This is a genomic window from Hylemonella gracilis ATCC 19624 (genome assembly GCF_000211835.1).
Lineage (GTDB): Bacteria > Pseudomonadota > Gammaproteobacteria > Burkholderiales > Burkholderiaceae_C > Hylemonella > Hylemonella gracilis.
In genome coordinates, this window is sequence record NZ_AEGR01000050.1 from 36790 (window position 1) to 61274 (window position 24485).

The 24485-nt window shown below is 55.5% G+C and carries 22 protein-coding genes; 14 read left to right on the top strand and 8 right to left on the bottom strand.

Annotation, left to right across the window (positions count from 1 at the left end; genetic code table 11):
* Positions 1-5 precede the first annotated feature (5 nt).
* From rfbA to HGR_RS06615, 3 genes are read left to right on the top strand one after another with little or no spacing between them, the layout of a single operon-like run.
* On the top strand, positions 6-893 hold the full coding sequence (gene rfbA, locus HGR_RS06605) for a glucose-1-phosphate thymidylyltransferase RfbA (RefSeq protein ID WP_006297389.1): 888 nt from the start codon (positions 6-8) through the stop codon (positions 891-893).
* Complete coding sequence (locus HGR_RS17020) at positions 847-1239, top strand: dTDP-4-dehydrorhamnose 3,5-epimerase family protein (RefSeq protein ID WP_081463462.1); 393 nt, start codon at positions 847-849, stop codon at positions 1237-1239. The genes rfbA and HGR_RS17020 overlap by 47 nt, the downstream gene beginning before the upstream one ends.
* Complete coding sequence (locus tag HGR_RS06615; RefSeq protein WP_039852698.1) at positions 1239-2378, top strand: glycosyltransferase; 1140 nt, start codon at positions 1239-1241, stop codon at positions 2376-2378. Before HGR_RS17020 ends, HGR_RS06615 begins: the two co-directional genes overlap by 1 nt.
* Here the strand turns inward: HGR_RS06615 and HGR_RS06620 are convergent.
* Together HGR_RS06620 and HGR_RS06625 are read right to left on the bottom strand one after the other, a co-directional pair.
* Positions 2351-3505, bottom strand: coding sequence for a glycosyltransferase family 4 protein (locus HGR_RS06620; RefSeq protein ID WP_039852699.1), 1155 nt, complete (start codon positions 3503-3505; stop codon positions 2351-2353). The genes HGR_RS06615 and HGR_RS06620 overlap by 28 nt on opposite strands.
* A gap of 15 nt (positions 3506-3520) precedes the next feature.
* Complete coding sequence (locus HGR_RS06625) at positions 3521-6007, bottom strand: dolichyl-phosphate-mannose--protein mannosyltransferase (RefSeq protein ID WP_006297394.1); 2487 nt, start codon at positions 6005-6007, stop codon at positions 3521-3523.
* A gap of 170 nt (positions 6008-6177) precedes the next feature.
* Between HGR_RS06625 and HGR_RS06630 the strand changes: the two genes are divergently transcribed.
* From HGR_RS06630 to HGR_RS06675, 11 genes are read left to right on the top strand one after another with little or no spacing between them, the layout of a single operon-like run.
* A complete protein-coding gene (locus HGR_RS06630) occupies positions 6178-7407 on the top strand; it encodes a class I SAM-dependent methyltransferase (protein WP_039852728.1) in 1230 nt (409 codons plus the stop codon).
* Between the two features lie 24 nt (positions 7408-7431).
* On the top strand, positions 7432-8376 hold the full coding sequence (locus HGR_RS06635) for an NAD-dependent epimerase/dehydratase family protein (RefSeq protein WP_006297396.1): 945 nt from the start codon (positions 7432-7434) through the stop codon (positions 8374-8376).
* A 16-nt stretch (positions 8377-8392) separates the two neighbouring features.
* Complete coding sequence (locus tag HGR_RS06640; protein WP_006297397.1) at positions 8393-9379, top strand: NAD-dependent epimerase/dehydratase family protein; 987 nt, start codon at positions 8393-8395, stop codon at positions 9377-9379.
* Positions 9376-10515 carry a glycosyltransferase family 4 protein gene (locus tag HGR_RS06645; protein WP_138922423.1) on the top strand — a complete coding sequence of 380 codons (1140 nt, stop codon included), beginning with the start codon at positions 9376-9378 and terminating at the stop codon, positions 10513-10515. The genes HGR_RS06640 and HGR_RS06645 overlap by 4 nt, the downstream gene beginning before the upstream one ends.
* Positions 10512-11453, top strand: coding sequence for a lysylphosphatidylglycerol synthase domain-containing protein (locus HGR_RS06650; protein ID WP_006297399.1), 942 nt, complete (start codon positions 10512-10514; stop codon positions 11451-11453). The genes HGR_RS06645 and HGR_RS06650 overlap by 4 nt, the downstream gene beginning before the upstream one ends.
* Positions 11431-12396, top strand: a complete 966-nt coding sequence (locus tag HGR_RS06655; RefSeq protein ID WP_081463464.1) for a class I SAM-dependent methyltransferase — start codon at positions 11431-11433, stop codon at positions 12394-12396. Before HGR_RS06650 ends, HGR_RS06655 begins: the two co-directional genes overlap by 23 nt.
* Before the next feature lie 15 nt (positions 12397-12411).
* The gene (locus HGR_RS17025; protein ID WP_006297401.1) at positions 12412-12792 is read left to right on the top strand and encodes a sugar 3,4-ketoisomerase; all 381 of its coding nucleotides are present in this window, start codon (positions 12412-12414) and stop codon (positions 12790-12792) included.
* Complete coding sequence (locus tag HGR_RS06665; protein ID WP_006297402.1) at positions 12782-13891, top strand: DegT/DnrJ/EryC1/StrS family aminotransferase; 1110 nt, start codon at positions 12782-12784, stop codon at positions 13889-13891. Before HGR_RS17025 ends, HGR_RS06665 begins: the two co-directional genes overlap by 11 nt.
* 9 nt (positions 13892-13900) lie before the next feature.
* Positions 13901-14449, top strand: coding sequence for a dTDP-4-dehydrorhamnose 3,5-epimerase (gene rfbC, locus HGR_RS06670; protein WP_006297403.1), 549 nt, complete (start codon positions 13901-13903; stop codon positions 14447-14449).
* Positions 14450-14458: 9 nt separating this feature from the next.
* Positions 14459-14623, top strand: a complete 165-nt coding sequence (locus HGR_RS17030) for an NAD(P)-binding protein (RefSeq protein WP_081463465.1) — start codon at positions 14459-14461, stop codon at positions 14621-14623.
* A complete protein-coding gene (locus HGR_RS06675) occupies positions 14620-14760 on the top strand; it encodes an integrase core domain-containing protein (protein ID WP_237701383.1) in 141 nt (46 codons plus the stop codon). Before HGR_RS17030 ends, HGR_RS06675 begins: the two co-directional genes overlap by 4 nt.
* On the opposite strand, the gene HGR_RS06680 is transcribed toward HGR_RS06675, so the two are convergent.
* Genes HGR_RS06680 through HGR_RS16795 form a run of 6 tightly spaced genes read right to left on the bottom strand, consistent with a single transcriptional unit; the run spans position 14761 to position 24460 of the window.
* Positions 14761-15729, bottom strand: a complete 969-nt coding sequence (locus HGR_RS06680; protein ID WP_006297405.1) for a glycosyltransferase family 2 protein — start codon at positions 15727-15729, stop codon at positions 14761-14763.
* Positions 15729-16598, bottom strand: coding sequence for a GDP-mannose 4,6-dehydratase (locus HGR_RS06685; RefSeq protein ID WP_039852704.1), 870 nt, complete (start codon positions 16596-16598; stop codon positions 15729-15731). Before HGR_RS06685 ends, HGR_RS06680 begins: the two co-directional genes overlap by 1 nt.
* Before the next feature lie 30 nt (positions 16599-16628).
* Complete coding sequence (gene gmd / locus HGR_RS06690) at positions 16629-17663, bottom strand: GDP-mannose 4,6-dehydratase (protein WP_006297408.1); 1035 nt, start codon at positions 17661-17663, stop codon at positions 16629-16631.
* Between the two features lie 12 nt (positions 17664-17675).
* A complete protein-coding gene (locus HGR_RS06695; protein ID WP_006297409.1) occupies positions 17676-18914 on the bottom strand; it encodes a class I SAM-dependent methyltransferase in 1239 nt (412 codons plus the stop codon).
* A 33-nt stretch (positions 18915-18947) separates the two neighbouring features.
* Complete coding sequence (locus tag HGR_RS06700) at positions 18948-19871, bottom strand: glycosyltransferase family 2 protein (protein WP_006297410.1); 924 nt, start codon at positions 19869-19871, stop codon at positions 18948-18950.
* On the bottom strand, positions 19868-24460 hold the full coding sequence (locus tag HGR_RS16795) for an FkbM family methyltransferase (protein WP_006297411.1): 4593 nt from the start codon (positions 24458-24460) through the stop codon (positions 19868-19870). Before HGR_RS16795 ends, HGR_RS06700 begins: the two co-directional genes overlap by 4 nt.
* Positions 24461-24485 lie beyond the last annotated feature (25 nt).

Consider the following 24485-nt stretch of genomic DNA (forward strand, 5'->3'; position numbering starts at 1 on the left):
TCACCATGGCATTTCCCAAACGCAAGGGCATCATCCTCGCAGGCGGCTCCGGGACTCGGCTGCATCCGGCCACGCTGGCCATCAGCAAGCAACTGTTGCCGGTCTATGACAAGCCCATGGTTTATTACCCCTTGAGCACGCTGATGCTCGCGGGCATCGGCGACATCCTGCTCATCAGCACGCCTCAGGATACGCCGCGCTTCACGCAGTTGCTGGGTGATGGTAGCCGGTGGGGCCTGAACATCCAGTACGCCGTGCAGCCCAGCCCGGACGGGTTGGTTCAGGCGTTCATCATTGGCGAGCGGTTCGTTGGTAATCACCCCAGTGCTCTGGTGTTAGGCGACAACATCTTTCATGGACATGACTTCCAGACCTTGCTGGGCAAGGCCATGGCGCACCAGGGTGGCGCCACCGTGTTCGCCTATCACGTCAATGATCCGGAGCGCTATGGCGTGGCGGAATTCGATGCGCAGGGCAGGGTGCTGTCGCTCGAGGAAAAACCCAAGGTGCCCAAGAGCAACTATGCGGTAACCGGCCTTTATTTCTATGATGCTCAAGTGGTGGAGTTGGCGAAGCGCGTGCGTCCCTCCGCGCGAGGCGAGCTCGAGATCACCGACCTCAATCGCCTGTATCTCGAGCAGGGGAAGCTGAGCGTGGAACTCATGGGCCGTGGGTACGCCTGGCTGGACACGGGCACGCATGAGAGCTTGCTGGAGGCTAGTCAGTTCATCGCCACGCTGGAACAGCGCCAGGGTCTGAAGGTGGCCAGCCCCGAGGAAATTGCTTGGCGGCAGGGCTGGATCGATGACGCGCAACTGGAAAAACTGGCTCAGCCCGTGGCGAAGAATGGATACGGCCAGTACCTGTTGCGCTTGCTTAAGGATAGCGCGTGATGAGCGTCATCTCCACCGCCTCGCTCGAGGTGCCGATCCTCGGACCCAAGGACTTCGACGCCGCTCGCCGTTTTTTTTCGAGAGTTTCAATCAGTGCGCCTTCAACGAGGTCGCGGGCAGGAACCACCGTTTCGTGCCGGACAATCACAGCCGCAGCGCAAGGGGCGTGCTGTGCGATTTGCATTACCAGATCGGGCAACCACAGAGCGAACTCGTGTGCTTGGCGCGCAGCAGTGTGTTTGACGTGGCGGTGGACATCCGAGGGCCTGTGCAAGTGATGATGGTTACGTTGTCGGCCAAGGACCAGCAGAGGCTGCCGGCGGTGCAGGCAGAGGTCGTTGCTTGATGCGCATTCTTCAATTTGGCCGTTTCTGGAATGATCAGCACGGCGGGATAGAGCGGCATGTGGCCGAACTCAGCAAAGGGCTAGCTGCGCAGGGTGTGGAGATTGTCAACTTAGTGGCGGCTACGGGCTTGGGGGGTAGCGATACTACACACGATGGCTATCGCCTCGTGCAGGTACCATCGTTTGGCGTGGCATTTCGCACCGCCATGTCCCCTGCGCTGGTGTTCAAGGCCCGGCAATTGCACCGCGAAAAGCCGTTTGACGCTTTTCATCTGCATTTTCAGGATCCCCTGTCTCATCTGGCTTCTCTGCTGTTGCCGCGCAAGGTGCCGCGGGTCATCACCTGGCATCACGACATCGTGCGACAGAAAGCAATGCTGTCGGCATATAGGCCTTGGTTGCAGAACGAATTGCGCCGTGCCGATGCATTGGTGGCGGCCACCCAAGCGCACTTCGATACCTCGGCGCAAATTCCGGTGGATATCCCCGCCGAACGCAAGCATGTCATTCCCTACGGGCTGGATTTCGGAAATCTGGCGTTGAATCATTCCACTGTCTTGCTGGTTGATGCATTGCGTGTCCGTGCCGATGGACGCAAATTGATCTTTGCGCTGGGTCGCCACGTGTCCTACAAAGGCTTCGATGTACTGATCGCAGCCATGCGCCAAGTGGATGCCTTGTTGTTGCTGGGTGGTAGCGGACCGTTGAGCGATGCGCTCAAGGCGCAGGCCCATGCGCTGGATGTGGCTGACCGAGTGGCGTTCGTCGGACGCATCCCCGAGGCTGATCTGGCAGCCTATTTCCACGCCTGCGATGTGTTTTGCTTGCCTTCCGTCACGCAGGTGGAAGCCTTTGGCCTAGTGCAACTTGAAGCCATGGCCTGTGGCAAGCCTGTGATCTGTACGTTGCTGAACAACGGGGTCAATGTTGTCAACGTAAATGGGGAAACAGGGATGGCCGTGCCACCGCAAGACGCGGGGGCTTTGGCCATCGCGCTGAATCTGCTATTGCAAAACGACGCCGTGCGGCAACAGATGGGGCGGCAAGCTCAGGCGCGCGCGCTGGGGCTGTATTCTCTGTCCGCGATGACGCAGCGGCACTTGCAGTTGTATCAGGATTTGCCGCACGCCAGCCGGTAAGCGGCCATCGTCTCGGTAACGGTGCGTTCCCAACTGAACTGTTTGCTGTACGCCAGTGCATTGTTTGCTAAGTCGGCGCGCACATCGGAGGCCGTCAACATCATTGACATGGCTTGCTGGAACCCGTCCACATCCTGCGGGTCAATTAGGATGCCGCCACCGCTGCCGTTTCTTCCAACAACTTCGGGGATGGATGAAACATTGGATGCGATGACCGGCACGCCGCACCGCATGGCTTCCAGTGGCGGCAGGCCAAAGCCTTCGTAAATAGATGGATAAACCAGCGCAGCCGCTCCGGCAATGATGGCGGCCAGTTCTGCGCGTGGCACATAGCCAAGCAGCCGTATTTCGCCCGTTTGCAGCAATGGGGCCATTTGCTGTTCCAGCATGCCGGTGCTCCAGCCTTTCATGCCTGCCAGTACCAGCGGAAAGCGATGACGCAGCGCGGATGGCAGATTCATGTAGGCGCGTAGCGCCACGCCCAGGTTTTTGCGCGGTTCCAGCGTGCCCACGGCCAGCAGGTATTGGCCGTGTGTCAGTTGGCGCGGGGTTAGGGCGGCCCGTGTTTCGTCCACTGCCATCGGTCGAAACAGATCCTCGGCACCAAGTGGCACGGTCTGGATGCGCTCTGCGGGCATGCCAAATACATCCATCAACTCACGCTTCACGAAATCTGAATCCGTCAACACCCGTGTTGCGCGACGCAGGCTGGGCTCGAAATACTGGTTCATCGCGCGTACCCGTTTCGCGGGATGCGCTTCAGGGTGGCGTATCCAGGACAGGTCATGCACCGTCAGTACGGAGGGGCCATCGAAAGGCAGCAGCAACAGATTGGGTTCGTGATACAGATCAAAGCGCTCCGCTTTGGCGTGAGCGGCAAAGCGCCGATGTTGCACTAATCGGCGCAATAGATAAGAGAAGGGCACTTGCTGGCGTACCCAAGGTAAGAGCTTTGTCGTCAGCGCAAGGGGCGCATCACGCACCTCTCTGCTCCAGAAAACGTCGTAGAAAAACTCCGATTCCCAATCCGACTGCTGCTGAAGTCCCAATGCAATGTGTCGCACATACTGACCAATGCCAGTCAGTGGGGAGAGCAGGGCGCTGGCGTTGAATGCGATCTTCCGCATGACTGATCTCGCCGTTCAGTCCACATCTATCGACTTGACCATGACGCCGAGTTTTCTCGTGTCCTGGCTGGTGGAGATTTCTGCGGGAGAAATGGCCATGGGTGTTTCCAGACGAATATCAACCCTGCCTTTGGTGGTATCTGCGTCTTGAATATTCAACTCATAAACTTTATAGCCATCCGGGAGTTCAGAAACGCGCCATGTCGTTCGCAAAATGCCATTGACCGAAACGTTGACAGATTGCGTTTTTAGTCCGGCCAGTGAGAAGCGCAGTCGGTAGCGCCCAGGCGCCAATGGCAGATTAAGCGTGGCACCGTCACCCTCCGTCCAACGGGCATCAGGCTCCGCCCCGCTCCAACCCTCGCCGACATACCAATCGCTGTGGCCTTGCCCGCCGAAAAGAATCCGCCCATGCCGACTCAGTGTTGAGATCTCGCTGAAGTTGAGTTTGAACAGGTGGAGCGACAAGTCTTGCCCGACATTTCCCATGGGAAGAACGTCGTATTCCCCTCTGTAATGGGAAGAAAGCTTGAGCGTGAAAATTCCTTCATTTTCCGCAGCCAGTTGAGTAGGCTTGGAGATATTTGTAGAGAGGATATAAATGTTGCCGGCCAGAAAACGTTTCGGAATCGATTGAATGAAATTTCGAATTTCACCGTCTGAACCGTGAATGAAGACAGCCCGCTTCCCGTAATAGTACCGAAGCGCCGTTCTTAACGGCATGTATTGTTTGTGAGGCATGTCCAGCAGAACAAGGTCTTCATCGCCGAAGTGACGCATCAGTGGCTTGAAGCTTGCATCCAGATGAGCCATTTCGCGTTGCCCGCCCTGTATTGCCAGCAAGTTCAGATTCCAAGCCAAACAAAACAGAAGAGAGATCCATGTCCCGATCTTGATCCAGCGCTTCGGATGGTCCAGGCCCGTCGCCATTGCAAGGGCAGCGGCAATGATGGCGATGGGCACCGCATCAGTGGACAAATAGCGACCAAAGTAATAGTAAGGAATGATTGGATCGTCGGCCACTGTTCGTAGCACAGTTATCCAGGCCAAGGTCAGCAGGAATACTGCGCCACTCCATGCGGCGATGCGAGAGCCGCGTACGACATAGAGCGCGGCGAGCACCAAAACCATCGGTGATATGTACAGCATCAGCGCGAACAGCGAGACATGCGAGAGCGAGTTCAGTCCCTGATGAGGTAATTGATATTCCTGCAAGTACTCATTGGCAGCGTAGACATCCGTGAAAGCAAGCCGGTAGCCGATGACGCAGCAATACACGGTGACCAGCAAAAGCAATCCAGACGTGATGTATCTGACAGTGACAATGCCGTGCTTTTCGGCCCACTCCCGCAGTGAGGTGCGATATTTCCAGGCTGCCCGGAAGATCGGCGCACAAGTCAACGTTGCGATAGCAAAAATGAGCGGGGAGTGATCGAGATATATCGATCCCAAATGCGGTCCCAATATGGCTCTAAAAGTATCGTAGGTGTAGGGGAAGGAATACGTCAAGCCATAGAGTAGCGACAGGCAATACGTGACCAAGACGAGCATGAAGTACAGCGCCGGCGTACGAGCTTCAGTCGCATCCCGTGCCGCGACGACGAGTGACAAGGCGATTAGGCCCAAGATGGGTAAGAACAGAAACGCCGAGATGTGTGTGAACGTCAGGCACAACCAGCAGCCCAATGAAAATAGCAAGTAATGGTTGCTGCGTTGGCCATCGTTCCGCTGCTTCCAGTAGCACAGCAGGAAGTAAAGTGTGCTCGCTAGAAGGAAGGTGACCAGACTTTCCGACAAGGGGAAGCCTGCCAGAAAAACGTGCATGGTGTTGGTGGCCAGAAGCGCGGCAGTAATGCCGCCGGCCCAAAGCCGCCTACCTGACAATTCGAAGGCAATCAGGCCAAGAACAAGAATGTTCAGCAGGGAAAAGACCACGGCCGCATATGCCCGGTTATCCGGGCCCGCGATGGTGGAGGCTGCAGCGAGCCACAGCGAGTGAAGGGGATAAAACTGGAATACATACTGTGATGTGTTCAGGTCCTTGATGTACACACCGGGGTCGGCGGTTCCTTCGTGTTGGTCAGGAACTGCATTCTTAAATTTCCAGAAGTTGTACTTGTCGTAGTAGGCTCGTGCTTCCACTGGCAACGCTTCACGAAGTTCGTCCTTGATTGCCAATGAGCCAGTGCGCTCAACATAAGAGGAGATGTTGACATATAGACCTTCGTCTTGGCCGCCCCAGACATACAAGCCAGGATGAAGACGCAGGCTTAAGGCCGCCAAGCCGAGCGCGAGAACGACGCCCCAACTGGTACGGCTGGGCCAGCGTATCGATTTCACGCATGAGAAATAAAACGTGCTGGTCAGCAATGTGCCCAGCACGATCGCGGCAGCCGCATCAAAGGCACGGAATGCCAATAGGAGCAGCATGACGATGCTGGTGCTGATGATGGCTGCGCTGACGAGGTCGAATGGAGCTATGGTGAATTTCTGGAGCTTCATGGAGCTTGTTTCTGGCTTGAATGTTTATGCAAACACCTACTTCAACTATGATAATCTCGCTAAGTCGGTCCGGCCTCGCTTGATGAGTCATGGTCTTGGCATTATCGGTAGATCGACACTCCATATTCGCGCGGCTTTCAACTCAAGTACCAGGTTTCATTCATCGCATCATGTCGAAATCCTATGCGTGCCACGTGTGTGGCAGTTCGGTCACCCCCTTCATTTCCTTTGGCAAGCAGCCCATTGCCAACGGTTTCTTGAAGAAAGAGGATTTTGGCAAGGAGTATTTCTTTGAGATGCAGGTTTGCCATTGCCAAAAATGCAATATGGTGCAACTTGCGGAGCAGCCAGATAGAGAGCAGATGTTCAATGAGAACTATGCGTTCTTTTCAGGTACATCCACGCACATGGCGCGTCATTTTGAGCAGTTTGCGCAAACGGTTCGGACTCGTTTTTTGAGCGAGGCCAAAGATCCCTTGATCATTGAAATGGGCAGCAACGATGGCATCATGCTGCGCAATTTCAAGGGTTGGGGCTATCGCCATGTAGGTATCGAGCCCTCGGCCAACGTCGCAAAAGTTGCGCAAGATCAGGGTGTTAATACGCTCGTGCGCTTTTTCGATGAAGACACCACCGAACTGCTTCTCAAGCAATATGGCCAGGCAGACGTTTTCTATAGTGCCAATGTGATGTGCCACATCCCTTATATCGGGCAGATTTTCAAGGGTATCAGTCGCATTCTCAAGCCGAGTGGCGTATTGGCGTTTGAAGATCCGTACCTGGGCGACGTGATCGAGAAGACTTCCTACGATCAGGTTTACGACGAACACACCTTTCTGTTTTCTGTGCTGTCAGTGCAGTATCTGGCGGGGCTTCACGGGCTTGAGATTTTTGACGTCGAGGCGCAGGAAACACATGGTGGCTCGATGCGGTATTACATCGGGCACAAAGGGCAGCACGGAATCACGGCAGCGGTCGAGAATCAAGTGCTCAAGGAAAAGGCGTTGGGGCTTGCCTCGTTGGCGACTTTCGAACAGTTTCGCAAAAATTGCGAGCAGTCCCGTGCCGATCTTGTCAAATTGCTGACTGACCTCAAGCGCCAGAACAAGCGCGTCGTGGGCTATGCGGCCACGTCCAAGAGCACAACGGTGCTCAACTACTGCGGCATCTCTTCCGATCTGATTGAATTCATCAGCGACACGACGCCAAACAAGCAGGGGAAATTCAGTCCAGGCCAGCACATTCCGGTGTTAGCTTACGAGAACTTCAAGAAGAATTATCCCGACTATGCGCTCCTGTTTGGCTGGAATCACAAGAAAGAGATTCTGGAAAAAGAAGGTGACTTTATGGCCAGGGGCGGCAAGTGGATTGTTTTTGTCCCGCAGGTCGGGATTGAATAAGCAGGCGAATGCAGGGTTGAACTCATGAAAATTGCGGTGACTGGCGCTCTAGGGCATATCGGCTCGAGCTTGATTCGGAAATTGCCGGAGATTGTTCATTGCGAGGAAATCCTGCTGCTGGACGATTTTTCGTGCCAGCGCTATTCGTCCGTATTCAATTTACCCAAGGGCTTGACGAAGTATCGCTTTGTCGAGGCGGATGTGACGAAGTCTGATCTTGCGAAGTTGTTTGACGGCTATGACGCTGTCGTTCATTTGGCAGCCATCACCAATGCGGCGGGCAGCTTCGAGATGCGGCAGCAGGTCGAGAAGGTCAATTTCGGGGCGACCCACAACGTGGCCAAGGCGTGCAATGCTGTCGGTGCCAAGTTGATCGCTCTTTCATCCACCAGTGTTTATGGGACTCAGAACGACTGGGTGGACGAGAACTGCACCGAAGAGGAACTGAAGCCGCAAAGCCCGTATGCTGAAACCAAGCTGCGGGAAGAAAAGCTCTTGCAGGACATGCGCCGGGAGAACCCGGGCTTCGGCTTTGTCACTTTCCGATTTGGAACTATTTTCGGCACATCTCCCGGGATGCGTTTTCATACCGCCGTCAACAAGTTTTGCTGGCAAGCCGTCGTGGGCGAACCGCTGACCGTCTGGACGACCGCGTATGACCAAGAGCGCCCCTACCTTGACTTGCAAGACGGCGTGCGAGCAATCGCCCATATTCTTCGCAACGACATGTTTGACGGTGAAATCTACAACGTCCTGACTTTGAACGCGACGGTGCGGCAGATCGTCTCGGAAATCAAAAAATTTGTCCCTGCCGTGCAAGTCAAGTTTGTTGACACCCAGATCATGAATCAACTCTCCTATCGCGTTTTGAATGACAAGTTCAAGCGCCAGGGGTTCATGCCGTCCGGCGACATCACCAAGTGCGTAGGTGATACAGTGAATTTGCTGGCCGGGCTGCTGCCCGGTTGATGGTTGGGGTGCTTTCGTGGGCATCTATGCTGGACGAACCATCCTGGTGACCGGCGGGGCCGGGTATATCGGGTCCTTGTTGGTTGAGCGCCTGCTGGCCTTGGGTGCTCGTCCTCGCGTGATCATCCAGGACAAAGGCCTGGATCGGGTGGTGCTGGAACGCTTTGGCGCCGACCTCGAAATCATTGCAGGAGACATCCGCGATCCTTCCGCCTGGGGCGATTGGGTGCGCGACTGCGATCTCGTGTTTCACATGGCTGCGCAGACCAGCCACTATGAGGCGAATCGAGATCCCGCAGGCGATTGGGCGCTCAACGTCGCGCCTGTTCTGCATTTGGCCGCAGCGTTGAAAAATGGCAAGGAGCCTCGCAAGACGCCTTGCCATGTCGTGCTTGCTTCCACCGTGACGGTCTATGGGCTGACGGATTACGCTGACTTTCCGGTCAAGGAGACGCAGCGTGTGTCGCCATTGACCGTTTATGACATTCATAAATTCTCTGCCGAGAGCTTTCTTGGTTTTTTTGCGCAGATGGGCGAATTGAGTGCCGTCAGCCTGCGTCTCGCCAATGTGTATGGGCCGTCCAACGGCGTTTCGGGTCAGGACAGGGGCGTGGTGACGATGCTGGGCCGCAAGGCATTGGCGGCGGAGCCGATCACGGTCTTTGGCTCTGGCGCGTGGCTGCGTGACTATGTGCATGTCAACGACGTCGTGGACGCGTTCGTGCGCGCGGGAGAATTGAAAATTTCCGGCGCGCGCGTATTCAACGTCTGTACTGGCATTGGCACGCCATTCATCGAAATGGTTCGCTTCCTGGTACAAGAAGCGGGGCGGATGACGGGGCGAATGTCCGCGATAGAGCACAAGCAGATTCTGCTTTCGCCTATTGACGAGCGCACGTTCGTCGGTAGCCATGCCGAATTGAGCAAGGCCACGGACTGGCAGCCCGAGATCGCACTGCAAGCCGGTTTGACGAACTGTCTGGAGAGGCTGAACCGTCCGTGAAAAAGAAGCGCATTGTCATTCTGACCCACGAGTATTACCCCGTGCTATGTGGTGGAACCGTGTTCACCCACAAGATAGCCGCCGAGTTCGTTGCACTCGGGTATGAAGTGAGTGTCTTGACCAGCGGGATCGGCTTGAGATTTCCCCGGTCGGAAATGACCGAAGGCTTCACAGTGCGCCGCTTTTTCACGGGGCGCCGCTCGGCGATGGACGCTCGCCTGCATGAGCATCTGTTTTTCTTCTTGTTGGGGCTACCGCAGATGTTCTTCCATCTGCTGTGGCGCCGACCCTGCGTCTTGTTTCCCGTTTTTGCCTTTCCGTCGGGCTTGATGGCCGTGGTGCTGAGCAAGGTCTTGAGGGTGCCGAGCTTTGTTTTTGTCGATGCCGCAGATACGCCAGGTGTTGATTCCGAAATGAAGGGCTTGGTGAAGTACCTGGGCTTTTTGCTGCGTTTCGTCTCCCGGTATTCCATGGGGGTTGTGATCCTCGATGGCCTGCAGGATCTGGCCACGCCGTACATGCGAAACCAGAACGTCACGGTCATTCCTAACGGCACGCCGCTCAAGCTTAGGCACGCGCCTTTGCAAGCCGGCGAGGTCGTGCAGTTTCTGTCCATAGGCCGGCTGGTGCTGCGCAAAGGGTTCAGCGACATCATTGAAGCACTGGCGATCCTCAAGGCCGAGCGATCGGATTTCCATCTGACCATCGTCGGGTACGGCAAGAAGAAGGATGAGATCGAAACCCTGTTGGATGCGCGCGGCCTGAACGGAATGGTCACGATGGTAGGACGTGTGGAATATGCGGAGCTTGAGCGCTATTACCTGGCAAGCCACGCCTATTTGTTCTATGGCAACCGCGAGGGGTCATCGTTGGCGATGATCGAAGCGGTGTCTTACGGTCTGCCCGTGCTGGCCAGTGATCATCCTGGCAACAGAGCCTATGTCAAAGACGGTTACAACGGCTTTCTGGTGAGTTATGGTGACCCCCTGGCGCTTGCCGCCAGGATGCGGCATCTGCTTGAAAAGCGCGAAGCCATCAGGGAGCTCGGTGCTCACAGCGTGGCGATGGCGGAAACCTTTTCCTGGAAAAGCATCGCGGCCCGATACCTTGAATTTTTCGGCTTGGGTAAACCATGAAGCGCGCGCTGAAAATCGTTGGCTACCTGTTGACAGTGGCCTGCATTGTTTTTCTGGGCCGGCAGTTCGTGAACGGATTTCATGCATTGCCACCGCTTGAATGGAATGCCCGCTTGGTCCTCATCGCCTGCTTCGTCGTAGGTTTGGGCGTTTTGACGCAGTTTTTTGGAGCAGTCATCTTGAAAGTGCTGCTCATCGGCGGGCAAGTCAATTTGCAGCTGCGTGATGCCTTTGTCTTATACGGACGCTCCTCGATTGCAAAGTACCTGCCCGGCAACATATTCCACTATGTCGGTCGGATTGTTTTGGGCAAAGCCTATGGGATTGCGCCACAAGCCATGGCGGTTTGCTCAATTCTGGAGGTTTTGCTAGCGATTGCCGCGGCGGCGCTCGTCACAGCGCCTGGTGTGTTTCTCGATTGGCAGTTGCTTGCCGCGCTCGGTCTCGATTTCTCTCCGAAGTGGCTCGCACTGGGACTGGCATGTGCGATCTCGATCATTTTGGCCGGCATATTGCACCCCCGAACACGATCTTGGATGGGAGCCCAGCACGCGTACCTGTCTCCTAAGCGTCTGGCTTTTGCATTTGTGTTGAATGTGGCCGACTACATAATGCTTGGGATCAGTCTTTACCTTCTGCAATTTCTGTTTGTTTCGGAGGGTGCTTTTCTGAGCTGGGCAAGCTTGACCTGGGGCTTCGCATTGGCATGGGCCATCGGTTTTGTCATGCCGGGCGCCCCCGGAGGAGTCGGGGTTCGCGAATTTATAGCCTTCGCTCTTTTCGCTCCCTCGATTGGTGGTGCGTCTGCGGCATCTCTTTTCTTGGGGCTTCGGATTCTGAATATCGCAGGGGAACTCGTAACTTTTGCGATTGCCACGGGGACGGCAATGCTTCAACGTAAAGAAAAGAGAACACATGACAGCACAAATCCTGTCTAACTGTCCCACTTGCGGCGGTTCGCTGAGTCCATTTCTTGATCGCGTAGTGGACCGCTTGCGCCCCGGAGCAAGGCTGAATTTCTCATACCTGAAATGTGGCGCGTGCGGGCATGTCTGTCTGTTTCCCTTTCCTGATTCAGACGAGATTGCTTCGTTCTATCCGCAGTCTTTCTGGCGAACCAGCGAGAGCGCGGAGCGGCCGTCATTGCTCAAGCGGTTCGAGCATTGGTATCGCAACCGCCTGATGATGCGAGATTTCTCTTTGATCCGGAGCCGCATCAGACCCGGGATCAGCTTGCTTGATGTCGGATGTTCGACGGGCGATTTTCTGATGATTTGTCAAAATGCCGGGGCCAAGGTGAAGGGCATCGAGTTCAGTCCCAGCGCAGTTGAATATTGCGTCAAGGAGCGCAAGCTCGATGTTGCTCAAGGCGATCTGGTGACCCATGATTTCGGGGACGAGCGATTTGACCTTATCACCTACAACGGCGTGCTGGAGCACGTTCCCAACCCCTTCGCGCATCTTCGTACTTGCAAGAGATTGCTGAACCCCGGTGGCTTGGTCATTGTCCAGGGCCTGCCCAATCTCGACTCGCTGGGCTTCAGGCTCAAGCGCCAAGCATGGATAGGATTGGACTACCCGCGGCATCTTCACCAGTTTTCGATTCAGTCGGTCAGGAATCTGAGCAAACGCGCCGGCTACGAGATCGTTTCCATCAGTACGAAGTCTCCCCGTTTCAACCCGCCGTCGCTGATTGCGTCATTCTTCCCATCCCTGCATCGCCACAAGTTTGATGAATATGAGGCGCGGACGGGCGTGAATCCCAAATTCAGGAAAGGGGTGCTCCTGCTCCTGATGGAAGCCATTCGTCCCCTGGATTGGCTGCTCGCGCAGCTCCGATATGGCGAGCACATCAACATGACATTGCGCCCCATTCACTGACGAGAAAGACACTCAATGGCTACCGTATTGACATTGCCGACCAGTCGGGGAGACAGCCGCGGTTTCTTGACCGTGCTGGAAAAGCAGCTTCCCTTCGCTATCAAACGAATTTTTTACATTTACGGTGTCCCTTCGGAAGATGTCGTGCGTGGTGGTCACCGCCATGTCAATAACTTTCAGGCGGCGATTTGCGTAAAGGGCTCTTGCACTTTCCGGCTTAATCGCCGCAAAGGGGAATGGGAAGACGTCGTTCTTTCGCGGCCTGACCAAGTGCTGCTGGTTCCGCCCGAAGACTGGCACGAGATGCTCCATTTTTCGAGCGATTGCGTCTTGCTCGTGCTGGCTTCCGAAAACTACTCCGAAGATGACTATATCCATGAGTCCTATGACGATTGATTACGAAAATTTGAAGAAGGCAAATGAGCCTTTCTTCAAGGAGTACATGGCGGCTTTTCAGGCCACGGCCGAATCGGGCTGGTATGTCCTGGGCAAGCAGGTTGCGCAGTTCGAAGCCGATTTCGCGCAGAGGTGCAATCGAAAATTCGGCATCGGTCTCGCATCGGGGCTCGATGCCTTGTACCTTGGGCTCCTCAGTCTTGATTTGCCACAGGGCAGCGAGGTCATTGTTCCCGCCAACACCTATATCGCCACGATTCTGGCGATCATCAACGCCGGGCACAAGCCGGTGCTGGTGGAGCCCGATCCTCGCACCTACAACATCGATCCCAAGCGCATCCTGGAGGCGCTGACCAAAAAAACCAGGGCCATCATGCTTGTACATTTGTACGGCAAGGTCTGTGACATGGACCCGATCCTGTCTATCGCCAAGGACGCCAAGCTGGCCGTGCTCGAAGACGTGGCTCAGGCACATGATGCGCGCTACAAGGGGCGCCCGGCGGGCAGCTTTGGCGAGGCCGGCGCCTTCAGTTTTTATCCCACCAAGAACCTCGGTGCTTTGGGTGACGCTGGTGCGTTGCTGGTGGATGATGAAGCCTTAGCCAACAAAGTCAGGGCGCTGCGCAACTACGGATCCTTCAAGAAGTACGTCAATATCTATCGTGGCGTCAACTCGCGCCTTGATGAAGTACAGGCGGCTTTCCTGAATATCAAGCTCGCGCATCTTTCCGCAATCACGCTGCATAAACGCGCCTTGGCGGACATTTACGACGCGCATTTGAGCGGCGGCTTCATCAAACCTGTTCGCCACCCTGATTTCGAGGATGTTTTCCACATCTACAACATACGTCATCCCAAGCGAGATGCACTGAAGGCGTACCTTCAGGAGAACGGCATTGGCACGGAGATTCACTATCCGATTGCCCCGCACAAGCAGGAGGCCATGAAAGGCATTCTGGATTCGTATGACGGAAAACTTCCTATCACGGAAGAAATCCACGCGACCACCTTGAGCTTACCTATCTCTTTTGCGCACACGACCAAGGAGGTTGAGCGGGTGGTCGAGGTATTGAATGATTGGGCGAAAACAAAGGCATGATCACAAATCATGAAAGCAAATCCGACGGCCTTGCCCGGCGTATTGATCCTGGAACCCCAAGTCTTTGGTGACTCGCGCGGATTTTTCTTCGAGAGCTTCAACCAGAAGGTATTTGTCGAAATTACCGGAGCGAACTTCAATTTCGTGCAAGACGGCCACAGCAAGAGTGGCAAGGGCGTGCTGCGCGGTCTGCATTACCAGATCCAGCAGACGCAAGGCAAGATTGTCCGCGTGACGCGTGGCAGCGTGTTCGATGTGGCCGTGGACATCCGCAAGAGTTCAGCTAACTTTGGGAAATGGGTGGGCGTGGAACTGAGCGAGGAAAACCGGCGCCAGCTTTGGATACCGCCCGGCTTTGCACATGGCTTTGCCGTCACGAGCGAAAGCGCAGATGTACTTTACAAGATGACGGAAAATTATGCCCCGCAGCACGAACGCTGCATCCTCTGGAACGATCCAGCCATCGGTATCCGATGGCCCGTGCAGGGGTTGGAGGTCCAGCTTTCGGCCAAGGATCAGCAAGGGGTGCCGCTGGCGCTAGCAACAACCTTCGACTGAACGGCGCGCATGTCCGAACGGGTTGATGTTGTTGTCGCTGGTCTGGCTGCCGCGCGTGCTTTGGCCCGGGCAGGGTGTGAAGTACTGGTGTTAGAGACTGAATCCGCCATCGGCACGCAGACCAGTACGTGCACCACCACCAGTTCGAAACCCCGCAGCATGCCTGCCGTGTGATCGCAGACTGGATCGGCTTTTACAACCACCGGCGCCCTCACCAGGCGCTGGGCATGAAGACCCCCACTGAGGCCTATGCTTTAGCAGCCCGACCTCTGCAGAAACCGCTGGGTCAATACATGGCAGGGCAGATTTAACTAACGAGTTTCGGTCTTTTCGGGCCACTGTGCGGCCAGCTCCATGCGCCGTAGCCGATACTGCACATCTTCCAGCAGCTTGCGATTGACACCAAGTAAATCCGCCAAAAAGGCCGCAATCACGGTGTAGAAGCCTGCGCCGATCAGAATGGATGCCAATATCAGCGACTGAATGTGTCCGTCAGAACCCTGCGTGAACCAGGCGACCAAGAAACGCAGACCTAGCAAGGCACCTAGAAAAATTAAAATCAGCCCGATCGACATGAAGAATCGGAAAGGGCGATAAATCACAAACACCCGAACGATGGTCGTGACAGACTTCTTGATGTAGGACGAAATGCTTTTGAGCAGCTTGGATGGGCGCAATTCGCCATTCACGCGAACCGGCACGGATTCGATGCGCATGTTTTTCTGCCCGGCCTGAATGATGGTTTCCAGTGTGTAGGTATAGGTATTGAAGACGTTCAGTCGCAACGCGGCATCACGGCTGATGGCGCGAAAGCCGCTGGGTGCATCATTGACGGTCGTACCGCTGACCATGCGTACCACCAGACTGCCAAGCCGTTGCAGCAGTTTCTTGATCGGTGAAAAATGCTCGATGTCGCGGATGGGCCGAGCACCGATCACCAGGTCGGCGCGATGCTCGATGATGGGTTTCACCAGATCGGGAATGCACTTTGCGTCATATTGGTTGTCCGCATCCGTGTTGACAATGACGTCGGCCCCCGCTTTCAGACAGGCATCCAGCCCGGCCATGAATCCTTTGGCCAGGCCCTGATTCTTGTTGAAGCTGACGACATGGTCCACGCCATGCGATTTGGCCACCTGAACTGTGCCATCGGTGCTTCCATCGTCAATGACGAGCCATTCCACGGAGTCGAATCCTTGGACTTTCCGCGGTAAATCTGCCAGCGTGATGCCCAAGGTGGCTTCTTCATTGAAGCATGGGATTTGAATGATGAGTTTCATCAAAATCCTTGATTGGAAGAGAGCATCCAGGTCAAAGTATCCGACAAAGACACTTGCTGCTGCGTGACGCCACGGTCTGCGAGCAGTTTGCGAAGCTTGGCAGGGTTGCCGCAAAGCCGATGCACTTCATTGGCGCGTACGAATGCTGGATTGACCTTGACTTCCAGTTTGTGCGCGCTCAATCGTGAAAGTGTTTCAATGACATGCTGCAGAGTATAGGTCTGACCGGAGCACACGTTGTAGGTCTGTCCAACTTCACCATGTTGTAGCAGCTGCAAATAGGCATCGCATACCATCCGCACGTCGTTGTACTCCCGCTCCACATGCAGATTGCCAAGTTCGATGAATGGTGATTTGTTCGCAAAGTGGCCCACAATTTTGGGGATGACGAAACTCTTGTCCTGTCCGGGTCCGGTGTAATTGAAGGGGCGCGCGATGACAATGGGCAGTTTGTCCGCGTAAGTTCGTGCCATGTACTCCATCGCCAGCTTGCTCATGGCGTAGTGGTTGACCGGCGCGGGGAACTGGTCTTCGACAAGGGGCGACGCTTCGGCGTTGCCGTACACATTGGCGCTGCTTGCCAGCAGTACCTGACATGGAGGCGAGGGCAGTTTGGCCAAGGCGGCCAGCAAATTCATGGTGCCGATGGTGTTGACGGCATAAAACGTCTGCTCATCCTGGTGGATGATAAAGCTGATGGCGGCCAGGTGCACCACTACATCGGGCCCGGCGGCCAATACTTCATGTTCAACGGCTTCGCGTTCGCCCAGCTGGGCACGCAGCGCCACGACCTCGTGCCCCGCAGCTTGGGCATGGCGGGTGAAGTGCCGTCCCGTGAAGCCGCCGGCACCGGTGAGCAAGATTTTCACGGGAGTTTGCCTTACGCTTTCTTGGCGATCTCAGAATGAGAAGCCGGCCTTGTTGCGCCGCAAATCAGCCTCTACCATCATCTGGCACAGCTGTTCCAGCGTGGTTTGGGGCTCCCAGCCTAGCTTGGCCTTGGCCTTGGCCGGATTCCCGATCAGCAAGTCGACTTCCGCCGGGCGGTAGAACTTGGGGTTCACGCGCATGACGGTTTTGCCGGTGGTGGTGTCAATGGCGGTTTCGCTTTCGTCCTTGCCTTTGAATTCCACAATGACGCCTGCACCCTTGAAAGCCATGTGCACGAAATCGCGCACAGTCTCCGTGCGGTTGGTGGCGAGCACGTAAGTATCCGGCTCATCCGCCTGCAACATGCGCCACATGCCTTCCACATATTCCTTGGCAAAGCCCCAGTCGCGCTTGGCGTCCAGGTTGCCCAGTTCCAGCGCGTCCAGCTGACCCAGTCTGATCTTGGCCACGCTGTCTGTGATCTTGCGCGTGACGAACTCGCGACCGCGCAGCGGTGATTCATGGTTGAACAAGATGCCACTGCTGCCAAAGATGCCGTAGCTTTCGCGATAGTTCACCGTCATCCAGTGCGCGTAGAGCTTGGCCACGCCGTAGGGGCTGCGAGGGTAGAAGGGCGTGTTTTCCACCTGGGGTATGGCTTGCACTTTGCCAAACATCTCGGACGTGCTGGCTTGGTAGAAACGGATTCTCGGGTTGACGGTACGGATGGCTTCCAGCAGGTTCAATGGGCCGAGGCCCGTGATTTCCGCAGTGGTCACGGGTTGCTCGAACGACACGCCCACAAAACTCTGTGCCGCCAGGTTATAGACCTCGGCTGCCTCGGTTGTTTGCAGCAGACGAATGCTTGTCGACAGATCCGTCAAATCGTATTCCACCAAGTGCAGCTTCGGATGCTTGGCAATGCCCAGTTCCTCGATGCGCCAGAAATTGACCGAGCTGGTGCGGCGATAGGTACCGTAAACCGTGTAACCTTTCTCGAGCAGCAGTTGTGCCAGATAAGCGCCGTCTTGGCCTGTGATGCCTGTGATGATGGCAGTTTTCATGCGCGGTTCAATTTAGACAATTTCGATCTCGGGGAACGGGAAAATGAATTTGCCGCCACTCGCCAGATATTCCTTCTCGCGGCGCAAAATGCCATCCTTGAAGTGCCAGGGCAGGACGAGGAAGTAATCCGGGTTCATGGCGCGGGCATCGGCTTCCGACACGATGGGGATGTGTGTTCCGGGCGTCACTCGGCCATATTTCTCCGGGTTTACTTCCGCGATGGCCGGAATGTCCTTGGCTGTCAAACCGCAAAACTGCAGCACCACATTGCCCTTGGTGGAGGCGCCATAACCCAGCACTTTCTTACCGTCAGCCACCAGCGCTCGAATCAGTCGCACCAAGTCCTCACGGTGGCGGAAAACCCGCTCTTCGAATTCCCGGTAGGGTTTGGGTGTGTGGATACCCATGCGGTCTTCCTGCTCCAGCAGCCATTGCACCACGGCGTGATTGACCTTGCGCGACGTATTGCCCACCTTGGTGGCAGTCACGGCGAAGCTGCCGCCATTGATGTTGTTCATGATGACGTCCACGACCTTCAGGCCGGCGGAGGTCAAAATCTTCTGCACGACGCCTAGTGAGTAATATTCCAGGTGTTCGTGGCAAATGGTGTCGTAGGAGTTGAGGCGCAGCATCGACGGCATGTAGCTCTGCTCGAAATGCCAGACACCATCATCTGCCAAGCACTGCTCGATCTGCCGCGCAAAGGCGATCGGGTCTTCCAAGTCGTAGAACATCGCGATCGATGTGATGATCTTGGCCGGCTTGTTCATGGCGGACTTGTAAGCCGCTGCCGAGAAAAAATCCGGCACCAGTTTTATATCTGCCGGGTAATACTGGGCGAACTTCTTGCCCGTCGGATCGATGCCGATGCGCTGAAGATCCTTGCGCTCATAAGCCTTGAGCGTGGTGCAGTCATTGCTGCCGATATCTAGCACCGCATCGCCAGTAGTCAGTGGTACCAAGCGCTCCAGATAGCGCACCTTGCTCGTCAGGTGATCCACCATGGACTGGTTCAGGCCCGAGCGATAACCATAGTTTTCGCCATACATTTCCGACGATTCGTAGCTGTGCTTGAGTTGCAGCAAGCCGCTGTCAGGCGACCACACCAGTTCCAGCGGACCGTTGGTGACAGGCTCGGACGCGCTGCGGGGGAAAACCCCGGTCAGAGCCTGATGCCCAAGATTCAGCACGGAAACCAGATTGCTGCTCTTGCCGACCCGACATTGGGTGATTTCATGATAGTTCAGCATGTTTGCCTTTTTAATCAATATGAGTAGAGTTCGTCACGCAATGCGACTCAACATTTGGTCAAGCCGTTCAAAGTCCTTTTGAGGCGCATGCCGGTTTTGCAGGTCCCGCCGGACGGTATTTGCCCAATCCGGCTCGACTTCGGTTTTGATGACGCGGCGGAGATGTCGCGCCTCCATCGATTCGGCACCGAAAATCGATTCGATGATATCAAGCAGACCGTCGATCTGAATGCCTAGACGGGAGAGCATGCCGTCTTTTGAGAAACTGTCGTTGCCGCCACGCCTGTTCAGCAGAACTTCGTGGAGATAGGCAAGCCTGAATGGCTCGTCCATCAGCGACCATAAACGCCCTATGTGCGCCCAGTTGGAACCGTTGAACGACGGCGTAAGCCTACCTTGAAACCAACGTTGGCGTTTGATTACCAGTCCACCCATGAACGATAGGAATGCCTCGGACGTGCGTGCGGCCTCGAGATATGCGCTTCTTTCATCGCCATTCTGAAGATCGAAGACTTTGTTTGTTTTGATCGACAGAACGGGCCAGTCTTTGAGCACCGTCATATCGACGGTGCATTCGTTGTGCCGACTCAGGACGAGATCGGGTTGCCAGCGTCTCAGCGTGTTCAAGACCTTTTCAATGGCTCCCGGCAGCATCACGTCATCGCCGGAGAAAAGCCAGCAATAGGGCGTGCTTGCAAGTTCGACGCAGCGTGCCATGTCTGCGTCAATGCCGCCTTTTTTCAAGGCGCGCACATACCGGAAGTTCGGGTAGTGCCTGGCATAGCTGCGCGCGACGTGTGGTGTGTTGTCCGTTGATCCGCCATCAAACACAAGCACTTCGATCTTTTCAGCAAGTGTTTGATCGAGAATGCTATCCAGCGTCTGCGGCAGAAAGGCCCCGAAGTTATGCACGGGGATGGCGATGGACAGCAGCCGGTCCTCAGATGCGGCGCTCATTGCATTGCAGCTTTCAGGATATCCATGGAGGTTTTGGCCAAGGGATGGTTCTGCCCCTGCGCCTTGGCATAAATCGTTTCCAGTTGCGGATAGAGTGTCCGGAACTCGTTCAGATGTCGCGAGCGACGGATGAAACGTGTCACGTCAAAAGATGCGAAAGAGGAAAGATCGTATTCCGACTCGAAGAGGATTTTGAAGAAACCCGGAACCATCTGCAGCGTGTGCCGCCGCCAGCGATCAGCCTGCTCTTGCGCAACCCCTTTTAGCTCAGCCAGGTCGTACACCTCGGGAAGTCGTTCCAAGATCCACAAGGGCGCGTACTTGCCCCAGGAGACGTTCATATTGATCGTTATCTGGGGCTCGTTGATCCAGTATCCCGGCAGATCCATCATGTACGACAAGATGTACTTCGACGATGGCACGCAGGTCTGCAGGTTCGAGAACGGCGCTCCACTGGTGTCCTGATTGAAGATCTTCTGAGCATGTTTCCGCTTCACAACGAAGGTGTAGATCGCCGTGTAGAAGTTCTCATTGAATGCGGAGATGTCTTGCACCTTGCCCGGTCCTGATGCATCGCCTTGCGAGATCTTGAGGGCCGCTGCGAAATAGCGATCCAGCTTGTCAATTGATGGAGGAACCGGCTCGGGGGTGTAAGCGTAATTGACGTTGATGAGATCCGGCGCATCTTTCTCGATGACACCAAGCACACGTTCCAGCGCACCCTGATGTAGAAGATCGTCGTCACCTAAAAGCCAAACATAAGCGCCACGCGCATGGGCAACTGTCTGCGGCAGATTGCCGAGCATCCCGATGTTGGCAGTGTTCCGATAGTAGAAGAAATTCTTGTGGGTAAAGAACCGGGCCGCAATCTCTGGAGTCTTGTCCTCAGAACAGTTATCGCAAACGATGATCTCAATTTTGTCTCGGACCGCCTGCGAGACGCGCATCAAATTTTCCAGATTAACGGCAAGCCAGTCCGCGCGGTTGTATGTGGTAATACAGATTGATATTGTCGGCTGGGCGGGAAGTTCATAACTCGCAATGGGCGGTGTTTGCAGTCGTGAATTCGAATTCGGTTTCAGATTCGCGGCCCGGATGCAGGCCGAAATCTCGGCCGCGTATTCATCCCATGTCTTGAAGTGGCAGTCGAGAATTTCGTCCTTGAGTTGTTTCGCGCGATCTGGGTCGTTTGCCAAGCGCACAATCGCATTGCTCATGTCTTCGACACTTCGCACGTCAATAGTTTCGCAGCCGCCATGTGCGGCCAGTTCGCCCATCTGACCGCTTGCCGAGCAGATGCACGGGACGTCGAACCACAGGCTTTCAACGATAGGCATGCCGAATCCTTCTTCGAAAGAAGGAAAGACAGTGAAATCGGCCTGCTCGAATTGTTCCTTCAGGAGCGCATCGGTTGCCTTCTTGATCCAAGTGATGCTCTTGCTGTTGCCGATGAGCGCGGTGATTTTTCCTGGCAAATCCTTGTCGAACGATTCGTCGCCGCCCACAATTGTCAGCCGCAGCTTGCGAGTCGACTTCTTTTCCGCTTCAAAAAAAGCACGAATCAGTGTCTCGTGGTTCTTGCGTGGTTCGACTGTTCCGACGGCGAGGATATTGCAAGGCTTGTCAGCATCGAAAGCTGTTTCCCTCGTTGTTGCCCGCGCCTCTGGAAACTCGAATGGAAGGGCGACCGTCTTGACGCGTGTTTCGATCGACAAGCCGCGACAGGCGCTTGTGCCGAGATAGTCGATGAAGTCTCTGGCGCTCGTGCCAGATATTGGAAGGATGAAATCCATCCTGTCCAGCAGTTCCATGTAGTCCATGTGGGCGCTGGCAAAGTGGGGCGGATAGAGGGCTGAAAGCTTGTAGGGGATAGCGTCGTAAAAAACGGCGGCACAGCGGACAGCTCTTTCCTTGAAGAAAGTGAGCACTCGTTCTTGAATTTCGAGCGGCCGATTGAGTGGTAACTCCACCATCAGATAGGCGGCTTCCGCCTCAATTTGTGTGCTGGCGAACGACTGGCCCCAACTGTCCGGCTCGGGACCATTCCAGTGCGCTAGGTAGTCCAAATCTTTCCTGGAGGCCAAGACAATGGAATTACTGTGCTCGTCCCATTTGATCGGCACCAGCCTGTGCCCTTGTTTCATTAGATGCTTGGCGAGCTGGCGAGTGACCCGCTGGATGCCGGTATTGCTGCTGGCCGCCAAGGTGGCGTCAACCCAGTAGTAGATGGGCCCTTCGGCGGGTTTGCCAAACTGCAGTTTGTCCATGTCAGCGCACAGGCCACCGGCATACTCGAACCATGACTTCACTGGGCGCCGCATGATTTCGTCTATCTTTGCGCGATAGAGACTCTCATCTTCGATCAGTGCAGTGATCGCGGACAGGAGTGCATCAACACTCTGGGTATCGGCGGCCACGCATCCGCCATTGGCATGGAGCTCGGCCATGGAACTGAAGTTGGCGCAAATGCAAGGCTTGATGTTCCAGAGACTTTCCACGATGGGCAGGCCGAAGCCTTCTTCCAGCGACGGAAATACCGTGAAATCACTATTCACATAAAACTGTTTGATGTCCTCGTCGCTGGCGCCATAGTGAAGTTCGATGTTCGGGTTTTGCGAGGTCTCTCGCTCTATGATTTTCCTGTAGTTTTCGCGAACCATGCCAACGATCTTCAACTTCCACCGAGTGTCTTGATGACTGGCGCAATATCTGTTGAATGCCTTGATCAGCGTGATTTGGTTTTTGCGCTCGTCAATGGTTCCAACGCAAACAATGCTTCGGTCGTTGTCGGAATCGCGGTCAATCCGCCGCGGTGTGTCCATCTCCTCTGCCAGCACGGCAACTGATATGGCAGGCATGTCGGCGTCATCAATCTTGTCGTAACGCTTGTAATAATCGATCAGATGTTCAGCTGAATAGCGCGAGATGGGCCAAATGACGTCTGCGAGCGCAATCGTTGACGTGTAGTCTGCGTGGTTCCGCGCGTTCTCGCCTGCGTCTTCGGTGAGAAAAGGGATGATGTCGTAATAGATCACACCGACCCGCATGCTGAAGTCCCGGGCAAGCTTGATCAGTCTTGATGTCGGGGGATTGGCGTGATGCGTGTGATAGGTGACCTCCGGTATGATTAGCCAATGCTTGCGTGGATGGTCTTGCAAGGCCGTCAGCATGCCCTCGAATACCGCCGGATCATGAAGCCGGTCATTTCCAAAGCTGCCGAACCCCGCTTGTTTGAGAAAGTTCTGCCGCTCGCTGGCATCCAGCGGCGCCAAGCGGAGGGTTGTGGGATCGAGCTTGATCAGAACAACCATCTCGCCATTGCTTTCCAGCATCGGCGCGAGCTTGTGGCACACGCGCTGGACGCCGGTGATCCTGTCAAACGAGGCTGTGTGCTCGACATAAAGCAAAACGACTCGTTGGTTATCACGTACGATGTCTTTGCCCAGTATGCCGTCAGCCAAAGGAGATAAAGCGCTTGTCCGCGTCGCGGACGGATTTGAGATATGCACAAATCGGCGCCGGACAAGCGCCACCTGCATTTTTTGCTTGATGGCCGGAAATCGATTCAGAACCCGCAGCGCCATTGCTTTGAGAAACCGGTTTCTTGCAATGAGCGGATGCAAAAAGAATATCGGCTTCATCGCCGCCAACTTCAGCGTGTGCTTCCAATCGGCGAATGCTTTTTGTGCGGGGCGGGTGAGTTTCTTCAGCAGCGCCTTCGAGCGGGATTTCAGACCCTGTTCGCGCAAGCGGCGGATTTGCAAAGCGCCCCAGCGCATTGGCGCTGTGATGCGCCAAGAGCGGCTTTTGAGCATGGATTCAATTTCAGCGCGAACCTGCTGGGCTTCAGCACGAGCCTGCTGGGCTTCGGCTCGAGCCTGCTGGGCTTCGGCATGCGCCTGCTTTTCGGCCGCGCGCACAAAGCCGTCCAGCACATTTGGTGGGTAGCGCAGCTTGTCAAGCAAGTGCGAATGCTCTTGAGCCACATAGAAACGATTGAGACCATCCGCGTAGGCAAATACGTAATTGGCAGTCAATACCAGTGATTCCCATTGCTGGTGGTCTTCGACTGTCGAATTGGGTGCGATGGCCTCAATAACCAATATCCAAGGGCGGAATCGTTGGAAGTCCATCCCTTCCAGCACGGTTTTTTCAAAGCCTTCCACGTCAATTTTCAGAAAGTGGATGTTGCCAGTCGCGTGTTCCGTGCAAATGTCGGTCAAGGTGCGCACGGGAACTTTGTGCAAGACGCCGTTGTGCCCCGTGGCTTGGTGCTTGGCGATGACTTGCGGATCCAGGGTCGCCCAGCCACGTACATCGCCCTCCCACAACTCCAACTCGCCAGGAGCATTCCCAGCGGCGCAGCGCAGATTGATGTCCCGGGGGCGTTCCCGGGCCAAGTCGGTCCAGTGCGATGCCAGTGGCTCGATATTGACGCCATGCCAGCCGCGCTCGTAAAACGCCTTGGTGATGGAGTCTTCGTGCGGGTCGTTGGCGCCAGCATCAATGTAAAAGCCCTGTGCCACGCCCTTCAGGGCGCGCCAGAGTACGACGTCTTCGAGGTTCTGTGCGAAGGAAACAAAAGTCATGGAGAGCGGGAGATGGAGTCTGCGA